We start from the raw sequence: 17,837 nt of genomic DNA on the forward strand, positions 1-17,837 counted from the left end.
GGAGATCCTTACGCTTTGGAGGTCAATTCTTCGATGGTGTGGTTGTGGTTGGTATAAATGCAGATATCGCCTGCAATATCCAACGCCTTCACCGCGATATCACGCGCGTTCATGTCGGTATTTTCCAACAGCGCGCGGGCTGCAGCCTGGGCATAAGGGCCGCCAGAGCCGATGGCAATCAGATCATTTTCCGGCTGAATGACGTCACCGTTACCGGTGATGATCAGCGAGGCGGTTTCATCGGCCACGGCCAGCAGCGCTTCGAGCTTGCGCAGCATGCGGTCGGTACGCCAGTCTTTCGCCAGCTCAACGGCAGCTTTCACCAGATGACCCTGGTGCATTTCCAGTTTGCGTTCAAACAGTTCAAACAGCGTGAAGGCGTCCGCCGTGCCGCCTGCAAAACCGGCGATCACCTTGTCATTGTAGAGACGGCGCACTTTCTTCACGTTGCCTTTCATGACGGTATTACCCAGCGTGGCCTGGCCATCACCGGCGATTACCACATGGCCGTTACGGCGTACACTTACTATTGTTGTCACGAGCAGACCCCCTGGTTACAGAATCGGGAAACAGAAGCCCTGAGCCTGTGCTCAGGGCTGAATTAAATGATAGATGGGGGGGATTTTGGGGGTTTCAACCCCCGGAAGCGAGTCGAATGCAGTTTGTGTGGCCGGCGATTTTCAACCGCGAAATGGTGCCATCGGCATTTTCTTTGCCTTTGACCGGACCAATCACCACGCGATTCCAGCCGTTATTGGTGGTAATACGCGAATCAAACCCTTCAAAGGCCAGCTGAGCACGTACTGTTTCCGCCTGCTCTGCGCCTTTGAACGAACCGCACTGCACCATCCAGCGGCGCTCGTCTTTTTTCTCAGCCGTCTGCTTCGGCGCTTCGGTCTCTTTGGTCACCGGCGCGGCCTGCTGCGTTTTCGGCTGCTGCGCGGCGGTATGCGCTGGCGTCTGGAGCAGATCCTGATACGGCTGAGCCGCCTGTTTCTGCGGCTGCGTTTTCGGCTGCTGCTGAACAGGCTGAGACTGCACCGTACGCGTCTGCTGTTGATATGGCTGTTCCGTTACCCGCGGCTGTGCTTTCGGCTGCTGCACCGGCTGGGTTTGCGCCCACTGCTGCTGCTGTTGTTGCTGTTGCTGGATCTGCTGTTGCGCCTGACGCCGCTGCAGCGTTTGCTGGCGCTGTGCCGGCGTCTGCTCATTCCACGGTACTTCGTTCAGCTGCGTAGGCTGCTGGCGCATATCGGCCTGCATTTGGGCCAGCAGCTGACGCTGTTCATCCGTCAGCTGATTCGCATTCTGCACTTCACCACCCGCAGAAGGTTCGGTCGGCGCACGCACCCCAGGCTGACGGCTTTCCAGCTCTTTGATATAGCGCCAGCGCTCTTCAGGCTTCGGAGGAAGGCCATTTCCGGCAACTTTACTGGCCTGAAGCGCCTCAGACTCTTCTTTTTTATGGTGCGTGATGAAGTACAGGCCACCAATAAAGGCGACGACTACAGCCGCAGCAATAGCGACCATTGCTGGCGATACAGCAGGCAGGTTACGTTGCTTTTTCCTTGAGCTACTCTTTTTGCGTCGCGAAGGTGCCGGCTGGCCGCGACGTACATAATCTCGTTGTGCCACTATCGTTTCGCTGTATTTATTCGTTCGTCAGTCCGCCATGTTACTTAAGCGGCGGGGCTTTGACCAGATAAGGGTATCCGAAAGACGTTTACTTTAAGTCAATGCCTGGGTAGTGCCGCGGACAATCAGTTCACAGTCCAGCAACCGCGAGCCGCTGCTAACTGTTTGACCGTGAAGCTGATCCAGCAGAAGAAGCATCGCTTCGCGGCCGATTTGGTAGCGCGGCTGAGCGACCGTTGAGAGCGGCGGATCGCAAAATTCTGAAAGCGAAATATTGTCGAATCCGATGATCGATAAATCTTTCGGTATCCGCAGGCCGCGGCGTTTAGCGTACGATAATGCGCCCAGCGCCATCACGTCGCTGTGACAAAATACGGCGGTTGGCGGTTCAGGCAGGTCCAGAAGTTTCTCCAGCGCTTGTCCACCCGCGGCGAAGGTAAAATCACCGCGCGCAATGTAGTGCGGATCGACGGTGACGCCGGTACGGCGCAGCGCCTGAACGTAGCCCTGTAAGCGATAGTGACACAGCGGCATCTCTTCCGGCCCGGCAATACAGCCAATGCGCTTATGCCCCAGCTCCTGAAGATAGTTTACGGCGTTGAACGCGGCGGTGAGGTTATCAATGTGGACCGTCGGCAGCTCCAGCTCCGGCGCAAACTCGTTGGCCATCACCATCGGCGGTAAATTACGCTGTTCTTCAATGCTGGCATCAAACGGCAGGCGAGAGCCAAGCAGCAGCATGCCGTCGATCTGCTTGGTGATAATGAGATCGATGAAGGTTTTTTCCTGCTGGTTCTGATGAGCGCAGTCGCCAATCAGCACCAGGTAACCCTGTTCCGCTGCGGTGACTTCAATACCGCGGATAATCTCGCTGAAGAAGGGGTCACAGATGTCCGGCACAATCACCAGAATGGTGCGCGACTCATTGCGTTTGACGTTACGCCCCATTGCCTGTGGGAAATAGCCCACTTCAAGCGCAGCCTGCTCCACCCGGTTACGGGTCGCCTGGGAGACTTTATCCGGGTTCATTAATGCGCGGGATACCGTTGCCGTAGAGACTTGTGCTTTCTGGGCAACGTCTTTCATGGTCGCCGGTGCAACCTCTTTCCTGGACTTCAACGTCTTCTCCTCGCCTGAACACCGAACTTCTGACATCACCATTTTTACAGATAGTTAATGGAATCGGTTACAGAATTTTCATAAAAAGTGTGAGGAGCGTTAAATTTTTCGATCCGTCTTCAGCCTTCGATGGGATCGACGTCCAGTACCCACTTCACTTTTCGCGCTTCCGGCAGCGTGTTGATGAGCGCCAGCGTGCCGCTGACGATATGCTGAAGACGAACGCGCGAGGGGTGCTGGAGCAAAATTTGCCAGCGGAAACGTCCGCCGCGCTTTGGTGCGAGTGCCGGCACCGGGCCCAAAATCCACAGCTGATTATCCACCAGCGGGCTGGCCTGCAGGAGGTTTCTCAGCTGCTGCAGGAAAAGCGGCGCCTGCTGGTTGTTATGGTCTTCCGCGCGGATGATGACGTGGCTGGTCCACGGCGGCAGCTGCATGGTCTGGCGTTCGGCCAGCGCCTGCTCGGCAAAGGCGTCATAGCCTTTATGCAGCAGGGTTTGCAGCAGCGGGTGCTCAGGATGGTGCGTTTGCAGCACCACTTCGCCCTGTTTACCGGCGCGACCGGCACGCCCTGCCACCTGGGTATAAAGCTGGGCGAAGCGCTCGGCTGAGCGGAAATCTGCCGAGAACAGCGCGCCGTCTACGTCCAGCAGGGCGACCAGCGTCACGTCCGGGAAGTGGTGGCCTTTGGCCAGCATCTGCGTACCAATCAGGATGCGCGCGCCGCCGCGATGCACCTCGGCCAGCTGCTGTTCCAGCGCGCCCTTGCGGCTGGTGGTGTCCCGGTCGATACGAGAGATAGGCACGTCCGGGAAGAAGGGGCCAAGCGCCTGTTCCAGCTGTTCCGTCCCCAAACCGACCGGCACGATATGCGTGGAACCGCATGACGGGCACTGGCGCGGCACCGGGCGCTGGCTGTCGCAGTGGTGGCAGCGCAAATGCCGCTGGGCCTGGTGGAAGGTATAGTAGTGGTCGCAGCGCGGGCACTCGGCAATCCAGCCACAGTCGTGGCACAGCAGGGCGGGCGCGAAACCGCGTCGGTTAAGGAACAGGATCACCTGGTTGCCCGCCTGCAGATGCTGGCGCATTCGGGTAATTAAGGCTGGCGCAAGCCCGGCCTGGACCTGCTGACCTTTCAGATCCAGCACGTGCTGAATGGCCGGACGGGCATTCCCCGCCCGACGCGTCAGGCGCAGCATGTGGTATTTGCGCTGGCGCACGTTGTGCAGCGTTTCGAGCGCCGGCGTGGCGGAGCCGAGAATAATGGGAATTTGCTCGCTGTGCGCGCGATAAACCGCCAGATCGCGGGCGTGATAGCGCCAGCCTTCCTGCTGTTTATAGGAGCTGTCGTGTTCTTCGTCGATCACGATAACGCCTAGATTTTTAAACGGCGTAAACAGCGACGAGCGGGTGCCGATCACAATCGCCGCTTCGCCGTTTTTCGCTTTCAGCCAAGCGCTGAGGCGTTCGCTGTCGTTCAGGCCGGAGTGCAGCACCTCAACCGGCGCGTTAAAGCGTTCGCGGAATCGGGCGATGGTTTGCGGCGTCAGGCCAATTTCCGGCACCATCACCAGCGCCTGTTTGCCCTGAGCGAGCACGTTTTCCAGCACGCTCAGGTAGACCTCCGTTTTACCGGAACCCGTTACCCCTGCCAGTAGCCAGGCAGAGAAATGATCGGAGGCGCTATGAATCGCGCCCACGGCGGTGGCCTGCTCGGTATTCAGACGCAGGCGATCCCCTGAAACGGAGAAACTCTCCCGCCAGTCGTAAAGGGCAGGTGCTTCGCTTGCCAGTTCGCTCAGCCCTTTCTTTCTTAATGCCTGTAGCGCCGTTTCGCTGACCTCAAGCTCGTCGACCTGATGCCGCCAGATTTTCCCCTGACGCAGCGCCGCCAGCGCCTGCTGCTGTTTCTGCGAACGCTTCAGGCTGTTGATGTCCACCGCCTGGCCCTGCTCGGTGGCAAACCAGTACCACATCGGCGCATGGCTGGCACTTTTGCCCTGGCGCAGCATGATGGGCAGAGCGTGGAACAGGACGTCACCAATCGGGTGATGATAATAATCCGCCGCCCACAGCAGCAGTCGCCAGGTGCTGGTAGAGTAAACGGGCTCGCTGTCCAGCACCTCAACGATCGACTTCAGTTCATTGAGCGGCAGTTCGCTTTGATCGCTGATGGAGACGACGATCCCCACGCGCTGCTGTTTGCCAAACGGCACGGTCACGCGGCAGCCCGCTTTGGCGCTCATGCTGTCGGGCAGCAGGTAGTCAAAGGTGCGGGGAAGCGGAACGGGCAGGGCAACGTGAGCGACGGGCATCGAATCTTCCTGACTTGAAAAGTGGCGCGTTAGTATACACATTAGTAAAAGCGGCGTGCGGATCAGTTTGCATACGTTGGTCAAATTCTGTATGATTCGCCGCCTTTGGTGTACTTTACGCCAAAGAACTTACAATCAACATCGCGTGGTGTCTGGCGTTAGGGCTGGAAGAGCGACGCGGCCTTAACTGAGGTTCTCCCATGAAAAAAGATATTCACCCGAAATACGAAATGATTACTGCAAACTGTTCTTGCGGTAACTCTATCCAGATCCGCTCTACCGTGGGTCACGATCTGAACCTGGACGTGTGCGGCAAATGCCACCCGTTCTACACTGGTAAGCAGCGTGACGTTGCAACCGGTGGCCGTGTTGACCGCTTCAACAAGCGTTTCAGCATCCCGGGCGCTAAATAAGTTTCCCGAAAAAAAGGCACCGCAAGGTGCCTTTTTTGTATCCGCTTCTCAGTATTCCCACGTATCCGGGTCAATACCCAGTTCACGCATGATCACCTTCGCCTCTTCCGGGATTTCATCACTACGCTCTTTGCGCAGATCTTCATCGTTCGGCAACGGTTGACCGGTAAACGCATGCAGAAACGCTTCGCACAGCAGTTCGCTGTTGGTCGCGTGGCGCAGGTTGTTCACCTGACGACGCGTACGTTCATCGGTGAGGATCTTCAACACCTTCAGAGGAATGGAAACCGTAATTTTCTTTACTTGCTCACTCTTCTTACCGTGCTCAGCGTATGGGCTGATATATTCGCCGCTCCATTCAGCCATGAGATACCTTTAATCCTCTCAGTCATTTATTTAAAGGTGCAAAACCTGTAACCACCCGTTTTGAACCGCAATCTTGTCTAGTTTACCGTAGAGACGATACCGTGGCACGGATATTGCCGCTGCAGCGTGCACTAAAGCATATAATTTTAACGGCTATTTGCGCATTGCTCAATCTATACGCAAAGAAGTTTAGATGTCCAGATGTATTGACGTCCATACTTTCAATGTTTACTCTGGTGCCTGACTTTTCACCTCATTCGCCAGGAAGCCCTCACCATGACGCGTAAACAGGCCACTATTGCAGTGCGTAGCGGATTAAATGATGACGAGCAGTACGGCTGCGTTGTCCCGCCGATTCATCTTTCCAGTACCTATAATTTCACCGGATTTAATGAACCCCGCGCGCATGATTATTCGCGTCGTGGCAACCCTACGCGTGACGTGACCCAGCGCGCGCTGGCCGAACTGGAAGGTGGCGCAGGTGCAGTATTAACCAATACGGGGATGTCTGCCATTCACCTGGTGACCACGGTATTCCTGAAACCGGGTGACCTGCTGGTTGCGCCGCACGATTGCTACGGCGGCAGCTATCGCCTGTTTGATAGCCTGGCGAAACGCGGCTGCTATCGCGTGCTGTTTGTCGATCAAAACGACGAACGGGCGCTGAAACAGGCGCTGGCAGAGCAGCCGAAGCTGGTTCTGGTGGAAAGTCCAAGCAATCCATTGTTGCGCGTTGTCGATATTGCGAAAATTTGTCAGCTCGCAAGGGATGCGGGAGCGATAAGTGTAGTGGATAATACGTTCCTCAGTCCGGCCCTTCAGAACCCACTCGCACTGGGTGCCGATCTGGTATTGCATTCATGCACTAAATATCTGAACGGCCATTCTGATGTGGTGGCGGGCGTGGTGATTGCCAAAGATCCCGACGTTGTCACCGAACTGGCATGGTGGGCGAATAACATTGGCGTCACCGCGGGGGCCTTCGACAGCTATCTGCTGTTGCGCGGCATCCGCACGCTGTCGCCGCGCATGGACGTGGCGCAGCGCAATGCTCAGGCGATTGTCGATTTCCTGAAAACCCAGCCGCTGGTGAAAAAGCTTTATCACCCGTCGCTGCCGGAAAATCAGGGGCACGAGATTGCCGCGCGTCAGCAGAAAGGGTTTGGCGCGATGTTAAGTTTTGAACTGGACGGTGACGAGCAAACGCTGCGTCGCTTCCTGAGCGGGCTGTCATTGTTTACGCTGGCGGAATCCTTAGGTGGGGTTGAAAGCTTGATCTCCCACGCCGCAACCATGACGCACGCAGGTATGGCACCGGAAGCTCGTGCCGCCGCCGGAATTTCTGAGACGCTGCTGCGTATCTCAACCGGCATTGAAGATTCTGAAGATTTAATTGCCGATCTGGAAAATGCCTTCCGGATCGCAGCCAAGGGGTAATCATGAGTGTGATAGCGCAGGCAGGGGCGAAGGGTCGTCAACTGCACAAGTTTGGTGGTAGTAGTCTTGCTGATGTGAAATGTTACCTGCGCGTTGCAGGCATCATGACGGAATATTCACAGCCGGGTGACATGATGGTTGTCTCGGCGGCGGGCAGCACCACCAACCAGTTGATTAGCTGGCTGAAACTGAGCCAGACCGATCGCCTTTCTGCGCATCAGGTGCAACAGTCCTTACGCCGCTACCAGAGCGAGCTGATTGCCGGCCTGCTGCCTGCGGACGTGGCGGACGGGCTGATCAGCGCCTTCACGCATGACCTTGAGCGTCTGGCTGCCCTGCTGGACAGCGGGATTACCGACGCGGTGTATGCCGAAGTGGTGGGCCACGGTGAAGTGTGGTCCGCGCGCCTGATGGCCGCCGTGCTGCAACACCTGGGCGTGGAAGCGGCCTGGCTCGACGCGCGTGATTTCCTGCGCGCCGAACGCGCCGCGCAGCCGCAGGTGGATGAAGGGTTGTCCTACCCGCTGCTGCAACAGCTGCTGGTGCAGCACCCGGGCAAACGTATTGTCGTCACCGGCTTTATCAGCCGCAGCAACGCGGGCGAAACCGTGCTGCTGGGCCGTAACGGCTCCGACTACTCGGCAACGCAGATTGGTGCCCTGGCGGGCGTGTCCCGCGTCACCATCTGGAGCGACGTGGCCGGTGTGTACAGCGCGGATCCGCGTAAAGTGAAAGACGCCTGCCTGCTGCCGCTGCTGCGTCTCGACGAAGCCAGCGAGCTGGCGCGTCTGGCCGCGCCGGTACTGCACGCACGCACGCTGCAGCCGGTTTCCGGCAGCGATATCGACCTCCAGCTGCGCTGCAGCTATACCCCGGATCAAGGCTCCACGCGCATTGAACGCGTACTGGCCTCCGGTACGGGCGCGCGTATTGTCACCAGCCACGACGACATCTGCCTGATTGAGTTCCAGGTGCCTGCGGGCCAGGACTTCAAGCTGGCGCATAAAGATATCGACACGATCCTGAAACGCGCCCAGGTGCGTCCGCTGGCCGTTGGCGTGCATAACGATCGTCAGCTGCTGCAGTTCTGCTATACCGCTGAAGTGGCGGACAGCGCGCTGAAAATTCTGGATGAAGCGGGCCTGCCGGGCGAGCTTCGCCTGCGTCAGGGGCTGGCGCTGGTGGCGATGGTGGGCGCGGGCGTCACCCGTAACCCGCTGCACTGCCACCGCTTCTGGCAGCAGCTGAAAGGCCAGCCGGTGGAATTCACCTGGCAGTCGGAAGAGGGCATCAGCCTGGTCGCCGTCCTGCGCAAAGGCCCAACCGAGAGCCTGATTCAGGGCCTGCACACCTCCCTGTTCCGCGCGGAAAAGCGCATCGGTCTGGTGCTGTTTGGTAAAGGCAACATTGGTTCCCGCTGGCTGGAGCTGTTCGCCCGCGAACAGGTCACGCTCTCGGCGCGTACCGGATTTGAATTCATTCTCGCGGGCGTGGTGGACAGCCGCCGTAGCCTGTTGAATTACGAAGGGCTGGACGCCAGCCGCGCGCTTGCCTTCTTTAATGATGAAGCCGTAGAGCAGGATGAAGAGTCGCTGTTCCTGTGGATGCGCGCGCACCCGTATGACGATCTGGTGGTGCTGGACGTTACCGCCAGCGAACAGCTTGCGGATCAGTATCTGGATTTCGCCAGCCACGGTTTCCACGTTATCAGTGCGAACAAGCTGGCGGGGGCGAGCAGCACCGATAAATACCGCCAGATCCACGACGCGTTTGAAAAAACGGGGCGACACTGGCTCTACAACGCCACCGTTGGCGCGGGCCTGCCGGTTAACCACACCGTGCGTGACCTGATTGAAAGCGGCGACAGCATTCTGGCGCTGAGCGGTATCTTCTCCGGCACGCTCTCCTGGCTGTTCCTGCAGTTCGACGGCACAGTACCCTTCACCGACCTGGTGGATCAGGCGTGGCAGCAGGGCTTAACCGAGCCCGATCCGCGCGTTGACCTTTCCGGCAAAGACGTGATGCGTAAGCTGGTGATCCTGGCGCGTGAAGCCGGTTACGACATCGAACCGGATGCCGTACGCGTCGAATCGCTGGTGCCTGCCGGCTGTGAAGAAGGTTCTGTGGATCATTTCTTTGAAAATGGTGAAGAGCTTAACGAGCAGATGGTACAGCGTCTGGAAGCGGCGAACGAGATGGGGCTGGTGCTGCGCTACGTGGCGCGTTTCGAGGCCAACGGAAAAGCGCGAGTCGGCGTCGAGGCGGTGCGTCCTGAACATCCGCTGGCGGCGCTGCTGCCGTGCGATAACGTCTTCGCCATCGAAAGCCGCTGGTACCGCGATAACCCGCTGGTGATCCGCGGCCCTGGGGCGGGGCGCGATGTCACCGCCGGGGCGATCCAGTCCGACATCAACCGTCTGGCTAAGCTGCTGTAAAGCCTGAATTTCCCTCTCCATGTGGGAGAGGGTTAGGGTGAGGGCATCAGACCGCACTCACCCTCATCCTGAATTTCCCTCATATTCCCTGAGCAAACCTCACCGTTATTGTTGATTATTTATGTTGACGTCCCTCCGCTTTTCCGTCATTTTTACATCTGGACGTCTAAACGTATAGAAGTTCACAACACAACAGACAACGACATGCGATTGATAGAGGTAAGGTATGAGCTTTTTTCACGCCAACCAGCGGGAAGCACTGAATCAGAGCCTGGCCGAAGTAAACGGCCAGATTAACGTCTCTTTTGAATTTTTCCCGCCGCGCACCAGTGAAATGGAGCAAACCCTGTGGAGCTCTATCGATCGTCTTAGCAGCCTGAAGCCGAAGTTCGTCTCCGTGACTTACGGCGCTAACTCCGGCGAGCGTGACCGTACGCACAGCATCATTAAAGGCATCAAAGATCGTACCGGTCTGGAAGCGGCGCCGCATCTCACCTGCATCGACGCCACCCGCGACGAGCTGCGGGCTATCGCCCAGGATTACTGGAATAACGGCATTCGTCATATTGTCGCACTGCGCGGTGACCTGCCGCCGGGCAGCGGTAAGCCGGACATGTATGCCGCCGATCTGGTCGCACTGCTGAAAGACGTGGCTGATTTTGATATCTCCGTTGCCGCTTATCCTGAAGTGCATCCGGAAGCGAAAAGTGCCCAGGCCGATCTGCTGAACCTCAAGCGTAAAGTGGACGCCGGCGCGAACCGCGCCATTACCCAGTTCTTCTTTGATGTGGAAAGCTACCTGCGTTTCCGTGACCGCTGCGTCTCCGCGGGCATCGACGTTGAAATTATTCCTGGCATTCTGCCGGTCTCAAACTTCAAACAGGCGAAGAAGTTCGCTGATATGACCAATGTCCGCATTCCGCTGTGGATGTCCAAAATGTACGAAGGGCTGGACGATGACCCGGAAACCCGCAAGCTGGTGGGGGCCAATATCGCGATGGACATGGTGAAAATTTTAAGCCGTGAAGGGGTGAAAGATTTCCACTTCTATACGCTGAACCGCGCGGAGATGAGCTACGCCATTTGCCATACGCTGGGTGTTCGTCCGGCGTAATAAGCACAAAGCCCTCATATTACGAGGGCTTTTTTTGGCACGCGAATAGTTAAAAGGTATTAGCTATCGAATCTGTGGATTAATTCAACTATAACTTATTGCTAGTGGTGTATATCGTAACGGTAACACTGTAAAAGGGAGCATAGCGATGAGCACGTCAGACGAGACCAATAAAGCGGCATCGGTCGGCAAATGCCCGTTCCACCAGGGCGGCGTCGATCACAGCGCGGGGGCAGGTACAGGCAGCCGCGACTGGTGGCCAAAACAACTCCGCATCGATCTTCTTAACCAACATTCCAATCGTTCGAACCCGCTGGGTGAAGACTTCGACTACCGCAAAGAATTCAGCAAACTTGATTACTCCGCCCTTAAAGGCGACCTCAAAGCCCTTTTAACCGACTCTCAACCGTGGTGGCCTGCCGACTGGGGCAGCTATGCGGGCCTGTTTATCCGTATGGCCTGGCACGGCGCGGGTACCTATCGCTCCGTTGACGGACGCGGTGGCGCTGGTCGTGGTCAACAGCGCTTTGCGCCACTGAACTCCTGGCCGGATAACGTGAGCCTGGATAAGGCGCGCCGTCTGCTGTGGCCAATCAAGCAAAAATATGGACAAAATATTTCCTGGGCCGACCTGTTTATCCTCGCGGGTAACGTGGCGCTGGAGAACTCCGGCTTCCGTACGTTTGGTTTTGGTGCCGGGCGTGAAGACGTCTGGGAACCAGACCTGGACGTGAACTGGGGCGATGAAAAAGCCTGGCTGACCCACCGTGACCCGGAAGCGCTGGCGAAGCGTCCTCTGGCCGCCACCGAAATGGGTCTGATCTACGTTAACCCGGAAGGGCCAAACGCCAGCGGTGAACCTCTGTCTGCTGCGGCGGCCATTCGCGCGACCTTCGGCAACATGGGGATGAACGACGAAGAGACCGTTGCGCTGATCGCGGGCGGCCACACTCTCGGCAAAACCCACGGCGCGGGTGAAGCCACGCACGTCGGCACCGACCCGGAAGCCTCGCCGATTGAAGCGCAGGGCCTGGGCTGGGCCAGCACCCACGGCACGGGAATTGGCGCAGATGCCATTACCTCCGGTCTGGAAGTCATCTGGTCACAAACCCCGACCCAGTGGAGCAACTACTTCTTCGAGAACCTGTTCAAATACGAATGGGTGCAGACCCGCAGCCCGGCGGGAGCCATTCAGTTTGAAGCCGTGGATGCGCCGGAAATCATGCCCGATCCGTTTGACCCGTCGAAAAAACGCAAACCTACTATGCTGGTCACCGACCTGACGCTGCGTTTTGACCCGGAATTCGAGAAAATTTCCCGCCGCTTCCTGAACGATCCGCAGGCCTTCAACGAAGCCTTCGCGCGCGCGTGGTACAAGCTGACGCACCGCGATATGGGGCCAAAATCGCGTTACCTTGGCCCGGAAGTGCCGAAAGAAGATCTGATCTGGCAGGACCCGCTGCCGCAGGCGGTGTTCAATCCGTCGAAAGAAGACATTGAAAGCCTGAAGGCGGAAATCGCTGCATCTGGCCTCTCCGTGAGCGAACTGGTTTCGGTTGCCTGGGCGTCAGCGTCGACCTTCCGCGGCGGCGACAAGCGCGGCGGCGCCAACGGCGCGCGTCTGGCGCTGGCCCCTCAGCGCGACTGGGATGTTAACGCCGCGGCGATTCGCGCGTTGCCGGCTCTGGAAGCTATCCAGCGCACCACTAATAAAGCCTCTCTGGCGGATATCATCGTGCTGGCGGGCGTCGTGGGCGTTGAGCAGGCGGCGAAAGCGGCAGGCGTTTACGTCAACGTTCCGTTCACGCCGGGGCGCGTGGATGCGCGTCAGGATCAGACGGATATCGAGATGTTTAACCTGCTCGAACCGATTGCCGACGGCTTCCGCAACTATCGTGCGCAGGTGGATGTGTCCACCACTGAGTCACTGCTGATCGACAAAGCCCAGCAGCTGACGCTGACCGCGCCTGAGCTGACGGTGCTGATCGGTGGCCTGCGCGTGCTGGGTGCCAACTTTGATGGCAGCAAGAATGGCGTGTTTACCGACCGCGAGGGCGTGCTGAGCAACGATTTCTTCGTGAACCTGCTGGACATGAACACCCAGTGGAAGGCGACCGACGAATCTAACGAACTGTTCGCCGGAAGCGACCGCGCCAGCGGTGAAGTGAAATATACCGCCACCCGCGCCGATCTGGTCTTCGGTTCTAACGCCGTCCTGCGCGCGCTGGCAGAAGTTTATGCCAGTGATGACGCGCATGAGAAGTTTGTCCGTGACTTCGTTGCCGCCTGGGCGAAGGTGATGGATCTGGACCGGTTTGACCTGCAGTAACCCTTGTGCCGGGTGGCGCTAACGCTTACCCTGCCTACGGGCAAAAAAATCCCCGCTGATGCGGGGATTTTTATTCACGCTATTTACTCCCACTCCTGCAGGAACCGCTGCCCATACTGGTCAGCCACCAGCAGCGCCGCATACACCTGATCCGGCGTTACGCCGCCGGGCATGTTGTGAATAGTTTCCCCTTCGGCACACGAGGCTTCCGCGATCAAACGCATTTTGGCCGGAATATCCTCTTTGATGTTCAGCTGCGCCAGCGTAATCGGCAACCCAACGCTGTGACAAAGCGCCGCGACGGTCTCTATTTCTTCTACCGGCGCGTTTTCCAGCACCAGCTGCGTCAGCGTGCCAAACGCTACTTTTTCACCGTGATAGAAGTGGTGCGCGTCCGGTACCGCCGTCATTCCGTTATGAATAGCGTGTGCCGCCGCCAGCCCGCCGCTTTCAAAGCCTACGCCGCTGAGATAGGTATTGGCTTCGATAATACGTTCCAAGGCCGGTGTAACCACATGCTGTTCTGCCGCCAGCATCGCTTTTTCACCCTCTTCAACCAGCGTGTTGTAGCACAGCTCGGCCAGCGCGAGTGCTGCCTGCGTACATTTGCCGCCCGCCATGGTGGTCGCGCCGCTGCGCGAGCAGGCGCGTGCTTCAAACCAGGTTGCCAGCGCATCGCCAATCCCGGCGGCCAGCAGGCGTGCCGGCGCGCCCGCTACCACTTTGGTATCGACGATAACCATGTTCGGGTTGTGCGGCAGCATCAGGTAGCGATCGAACTCACCGCTGTCGGTGTAAATGACGGAAAGGGCGCTGCACGGCGCATCGGTGGAGGCGATGGTTGGCGCAATAACGACCGGCACATCCATAAAATGGGCCAGCGCTTTGGCGGTATCCAGCGTTTTACCGCCGCCAATGCCCAGCACCGCCATACAGTCGGCGCTGTCGGCCAGCTTTTTCAGTCTGTCGATTTCATTTTGTGAACATTCGCCACCAAACGGCGCGATTTCGGCATGCAGTTCGGCTTTTTTAAAACTCTGACGCAGGGTCTCTTCGGCAAAACCCAGCACAAATTTATCGCCAACAACCAGCCAACGATTGGCCAGAGGCTTCAGATAGTCGCCGAGACGGGTAAGCACATCAGCGCCCTGGATATATTTCCCCGGCGATTGAATGATACGGTCCATAACAGTTCTCCCTTAGAGGTTGAGGTTACCAAACGCGTTTTTCCAGTCCTGCTCGAACTTCTCTATGGCTGACTCTACCGCTGGCGTGCCGAGCATTTGTTGCGCTACGTCTAAGGGAAGCGTGATTGCTTCACATCCGGCGAGCAGGCAGTCCAGCGCCTGACGCGGCGTTTTGAAACTGGCGGCCAGCATTTTGCTTTCCGGCGCGTGCAGTTCCAGCAGGGATTGCAGCTCCTGGACCGTGCGAATGCCATCACCGCCCTGAGCGTCAACGCGGTTCACATACGGCGCGACATATTTCGCGCCTGCCAGCGCGGCAAGCAAACCCTGTGCCGCGCTGTAAACGGCGGTCCCCAGCGTGGTTATCCCCTCTTTTTTCAATGCTTTAATCGCGATGAGCCCCTGAGCCGTCACCGGGATTTTCACCACGATGCCGGGGACGGCGTTACTCAGACGTTTTGCCTCCGCCACCATGCCTTCTGCGTCGCGGCTCATGGTTTGAGCAAACAGCGTGCCTTCCGGTCCAATGGCTTTTTGCAGGCGCGGGAGCACGTCCCAGATGGATTCGCGGCTGGCGGCAATGATGCTCGGGTTGGTGGTGACACCCGCAATAGGGAAGATGCGGGCCAGACGTTCAACTTCCGCCACGTTGGCGGTATCCAGATACAGTTCCATTACTCTTCCTCGTTTCAGAGTTCTAATTCGTGTTGCAGCAGGGAGGCGATGGCCTCTTCTGAGCTGGCGTTGACCAGCGCGCTGCGGAAATCGTCATGCATGATGCGGCGGGCCAGGCGGGAGAAAATACGCATATGCTGATCGCCCGCGGCGTGTTTGTTCAGCGTCAGCATGATGATGAATTGTGCTTCTTCATCTCCCCACATGACGGAGGATTTCAGGCGCGCAACGCTGATGGTGGATTGCTCAATATGCTCAGACTTGCTGTGCGGAATGGCGAAGCTGAAGCCAAGACCGGTAGAGAATACGGCTTCTCGCGCCCACAGGTCGGCCTCCAGCTTGCGGGGGTAGCGGCAACGTCCGGCGAGCAGCAGGTTATCGGTCATCCCTTTCATGACCTCTTCTTTACTGTTCCAGTCGTTATCCAGCGAAATACAGCGTGGCGTCACCAGCGGTGTGTCCTGCTGGTTCATGCGGAACTGCGCCAGCAGGTGTTCCACTTCAAGCGAAGTGCGACACGCCATGGCCTGGTTCAGCAGCTGGCGGCAGGCGCGGCTATCAAGCTGTGCCAGGCGCGCTTTGGTTGCCGGAATAGCGGGCGACCCCATGCTCAGCTCGTCCAGGCCCAAACCCACCAGCAACGGCAGCACTGAACCTTTTGCGCCCAGCTCTCCGCACAGGCCAATCCATTTCCCCTGGCGATGGACGGCCAGTACCGCATAATCCAGCGCCCTCAGGAAGGCCGGGTTCAGGCTGTTGTAGTGGCGTGTGACTTTGGCGTTGTCGCGGTCGACGGCAAGCAGATACTGCGTCAGGTCATTGCTGCCGATGCTAAAGAAATCAATCTCTTCACAGCACTGATCGATGATGAACATCACCGAAGGCACTTCCAGCATGATGCCGAGCGGGATTTTTTCATCGAACGGAATATGTTCAGCGCGAAGCTGCTGTTTCGCTTCGGCGAGCTTCTCTTTCACCCACAGGATCTCTTCCATAGAAGAGATCATCGGGATCATGATCTTCAGGCTGCCGTGAGCAGAGGCGCGCAGGATCGCCCGAAGCTGGGTGGTGAAAAGGGCTGCATACTCTTCGTAAATACGTACGGCGCGGTAGCCGAGGAACGGGTTATTTTCCGCCGGGATATTCAGGTATTCCACCGGCTTATCGCCGCCAATATCCATGGTGCGCACGATAATGCTGCGCCCGTTTGCACTTTCCAGCGCCTGACAGAAAATGTTGTACAGCTCGTTTTCACCGGGCGCGCTGGTACGGTCCATATACAGCATTTCGGTGCGAAACAGGCCAACGCCCTCGGCACCGTTCCCGAATGCTGCCTGCGCTTCCACCGCGTGGGCGATGTTTGCGGCAATCTCAATGCGCAGGTCATCGGCGGTTCTGGCTTCCCGATCGAGCCAGATGCGCTGCTGCTCGCGTAGTGCCTGTTGTACTCGTGCTTCCTGGCGGTAGTAGCGCGCCACCGCATCGCTGGCGTTGACCACGACCGCTCCGGCATTGCCATCAATAAATACGGGTTTATTACGCCACTGCAGCAGGCTTTCACTGTCGACGCCCACCAGCGTCGGAATATTAAAGGAACGTGCAAGAATGACGGTGTGCGAGGTTGTTCCGCCGCTTTTTAACAGCAGCCCCTTAAGCAAGGTTTTATCGAGTTCCAGGAACTGGCCGGGCGTAAGATCATCTGCAAGACAAACGGTCGGCTGCGTCAGCTGGCCCGGCGCGGGGAAGCGCTGTTCACCGTAGATTTGCTGCAGCAGCTGATAGCAAACATCGCGCACATCCAGCACGCGTTCCTGCAGATAGCTGCTGCTGGAACGAGAGAACGTATCGCAGAAATGGTTGGCTGTGGCGATTGTCGCCTGCGCGCAGCTTAGCCCCTGGCTCACGCCCGCAAGCAGATGCTGGCGCAAAGAGGTATCCGTCGCCAGCGATCGATGTGCCTCAAGAATGGCGCTGGCGGTGCTGTCGCTGTCCAGCGCGCGCAGCTCAATGTTTTTCACCAGCAGGGTGAGGCCGCTGTCCAGCGCGGACTGTTCCTCTTCTGGGCTTTTTGCATCGGGCAAATCCGTCAGTGCATTGAGATCCAGCGAGGTCAGCAAGGTTAACACGCCCCGGGCGCTACCGCTGCAAACGGGCAGGGCGCGGAAGAGCGTTGGGTTAAGGCGCGCGAGGGATTCTGGCAGCGGATCAAGCTCGGTATTGGGGGCTTCCGCAAGCGGCGCGTCGCAGTGGGGAAACTCTTCCCGGAGCCATTGTTCCAGCTGTTGATATGCGCTTTGCTCATCTTCACCGTGGATCACCAGACGACAGGCGTCGCCTGCCAGCGTGTCGGTGCCAATAAGTGCCAATGCGCTCTTGGCATTCCCTTTGCGGCCTGTGCGCAAGTTATGCCACTCGATTTGCGAGATAAACGTATTGCACAGCGTCTCCACATGACTTGCCGGACGCGCGTGAACCCCGTTGGGCAATTCACAGGTAAATTCCACTACCAGAGCCATACACACTCCTGAAACCAATCATCATTCATTGGGGAACAGCATACGAGCGTGTTGATGGCGCGCGCCATGTGACAATTCTGCCAAAAGCTGGACAAATGTAATATCACGCGAAAAGTGAGATTTGACTCACAGGTTGTGGTGGTTTGTCTTATGTGTACCGTCTATCCGAAATGTCGAGGCGGATCGCATTTTTATTTCGACATTACAAAAATCCAGTAAATGGCCTTTTTGTCTCCTGTCCGCCGTCTTCCTGATTGCCTATTGTTTGCCACAACATCTTTATGGTTTTAGGCCAG

Annotated in this window: 13 protein-coding genes; 5 read left to right on the forward strand and 8 right to left on the reverse strand. The window is 57.8% G+C overall.

The features are described 5' to 3' along the window. Positions 1-8: 8 nt before the first annotated feature. The 4 genes from hslV to priA all read right to left on the reverse strand — a co-directional run bounded on the left by hslV (position 9) and on the right by priA (position 5,069). Positions 9-539, reverse strand: coding sequence for an ATP-dependent protease subunit HslV (gene hslV / locus P346_RS01005; RefSeq protein ID WP_008501802.1), 531 nt, complete (start codon positions 537-539; stop codon positions 9-11). Positions 540-633: 94 nt separating this feature from the next. Next, entirely contained in the window at positions 634-1,635 is a 1,002-nt protein-coding gene (ftsN, locus tag P346_RS01000) for a cell division protein FtsN (RefSeq protein ID WP_032662738.1), read from the reverse strand. Positions 1,636-1,728: 93 nt separating this feature from the next. Further along, positions 1,729-2,754, reverse strand: a complete 1,026-nt coding sequence (gene cytR / locus P346_RS00995; protein ID WP_023309683.1) for a DNA-binding transcriptional regulator CytR — start codon at positions 2,752-2,754, stop codon at positions 1,729-1,731. Positions 2,755-2,873: 119 nt separating this feature from the next. Further along, positions 2,874-5,069: a primosomal protein N' gene (gene priA / locus P346_RS00990; protein ID WP_032662740.1), complete on the reverse strand. Its 2,196-nt coding sequence runs from the start codon at positions 5,067-5,069 to the stop codon at positions 2,874-2,876. A 200-nt stretch (positions 5,070-5,269) separates the two neighbouring features. Between priA and rpmE the strand changes: the two genes are divergently transcribed. Beyond that, entirely contained in the window at positions 5,270-5,482 is a 213-nt protein-coding gene (gene rpmE / locus P346_RS00985; RefSeq protein WP_003862040.1) for a 50S ribosomal protein L31, read from the forward strand. Between the two features lie 48 nt (positions 5,483-5,530). Here the strand turns inward: rpmE and metJ are convergent, their stop codons facing one another. After that, complete coding sequence (gene metJ / locus P346_RS00980) at positions 5,531-5,848, reverse strand: met regulon transcriptional regulator MetJ (protein ID WP_007369220.1); 318 nt, start codon at positions 5,846-5,848, stop codon at positions 5,531-5,533. Between the two features lie 276 nt (positions 5,849-6,124). Here metJ and metB point away from each other — a divergent pair, with 276 nt between their 5' ends. From metB to katG, 4 genes are all read left to right on the forward strand, one after another. Beyond that, a complete protein-coding gene (metB, locus tag P346_RS00975; protein WP_032662742.1) occupies positions 6,125-7,285 on the forward strand; it encodes a cystathionine gamma-synthase in 1,161 nt (386 codons plus the stop codon). 2 nt (positions 7,286-7,287) lie between these two features. After that, the gene (locus P346_RS00970; protein WP_032662744.1) at positions 7,288-9,720 is read left to right on the forward strand and encodes a bifunctional aspartate kinase/homoserine dehydrogenase II; all 2,433 of its coding nucleotides are present in this window, start codon (positions 7,288-7,290) and stop codon (positions 9,718-9,720) included. Positions 9,721-9,946: 226 nt separating this feature from the next. After that, entirely contained in the window at positions 9,947-10,834 is an 888-nt protein-coding gene (gene metF, locus P346_RS00965; RefSeq protein WP_023309676.1) for a methylenetetrahydrofolate reductase, read from the forward strand. A gap of 148 nt (positions 10,835-10,982) precedes the next feature. After that, entirely contained in the window at positions 10,983-13,163 is a 2,181-nt protein-coding gene (katG, locus tag P346_RS00960) for a catalase/peroxidase HPI (protein ID WP_032662745.1), read from the forward strand. A gap of 83 nt (positions 13,164-13,246) precedes the next feature. On the opposite strand, the gene gldA is transcribed toward katG, so the two are convergent. Genes gldA through ptsP form a run of 3 tightly spaced genes read right to left on the reverse strand, consistent with a single transcriptional unit; the run spans position 13,247 to position 17,541 of the window. Continuing rightward, positions 13,247-14,350, reverse strand: a complete 1,104-nt coding sequence (gene gldA, locus P346_RS00955) for a bifunctional L-1,2-propanediol dehydrogenase/glycerol dehydrogenase (protein WP_032662748.1) — start codon at positions 14,348-14,350, stop codon at positions 13,247-13,249. A 12-nt stretch (positions 14,351-14,362) separates the two neighbouring features. Next, complete coding sequence (gene fsa, locus P346_RS00950) at positions 14,363-15,025, reverse strand: fructose-6-phosphate aldolase (RefSeq protein WP_032662749.1); 663 nt, start codon at positions 15,023-15,025, stop codon at positions 14,363-14,365. A 14-nt stretch (positions 15,026-15,039) separates the two neighbouring features. Next, on the reverse strand, positions 15,040-17,541 hold the full coding sequence (ptsP, locus tag P346_RS00945; RefSeq protein ID WP_032662751.1) for a phosphoenolpyruvate--protein phosphotransferase: 2,502 nt from the start codon (positions 17,539-17,541) through the stop codon (positions 15,040-15,042). Between the last annotated feature and the right edge of the window lie 296 nt (positions 17,542-17,837).

The organism is Enterobacter sp. DC1 (assembly GCF_000568075.1).
GTDB classification, from domain to species: Bacteria; Pseudomonadota; Gammaproteobacteria; order Enterobacterales; family Enterobacteriaceae; genus Enterobacter; species Enterobacter asburiae.

What these genes read in the sequence shown, in the direction of transcription:
- priA (WP_032662740.1), bottom strand. Translation starts at nt 5,069, where the DNA reads ATGCCCGTCGCTCACGTTGCCCTGCCCGTTCCGCTTCCCCGCACCTTT.
- rpmE (WP_003862040.1), top strand. Translation starts at nt 5,270, where the DNA reads ATGAAAAAAGATATTCACCCGAAATACGAAATGATTACTGCAAACTGT.
- metJ (WP_007369220.1), bottom strand. Translation starts at nt 5,848, where the DNA reads ATGGCTGAATGGAGCGGCGAATATATCAGCCCATACGCTGAGCACGGT.
- metB (WP_032662742.1), top strand. Translation starts at nt 6,125, where the DNA reads ATGACGCGTAAACAGGCCACTATTGCAGTGCGTAGCGGATTAAATGAT.
- P346_RS00970 (WP_032662744.1), top strand. Translation starts at nt 7,288, where the DNA reads ATGAGTGTGATAGCGCAGGCAGGGGCGAAGGGTCGTCAACTGCACAAG.
- metF (WP_023309676.1), top strand. Translation starts at nt 9,947, where the DNA reads ATGAGCTTTTTTCACGCCAACCAGCGGGAAGCACTGAATCAGAGCCTG.
- katG (WP_032662745.1), top strand. Translation starts at nt 10,983, where the DNA reads ATGAGCACGTCAGACGAGACCAATAAAGCGGCATCGGTCGGCAAATGC.
- gldA (WP_032662748.1), bottom strand. Translation starts at nt 14,350, where the DNA reads ATGGACCGTATCATTCAATCGCCGGGGAAATATATCCAGGGCGCTGAT.
- fsa (WP_032662749.1), bottom strand. Translation starts at nt 15,025, where the DNA reads ATGGAACTGTATCTGGATACCGCCAACGTGGCGGAAGTTGAACGTCTG.
- ptsP (WP_032662751.1), bottom strand. Translation starts at nt 17,541, where the DNA reads ATGGCTCTGGTAGTGGAATTTACCTGTGAATTGCCCAACGGGGTTCAC.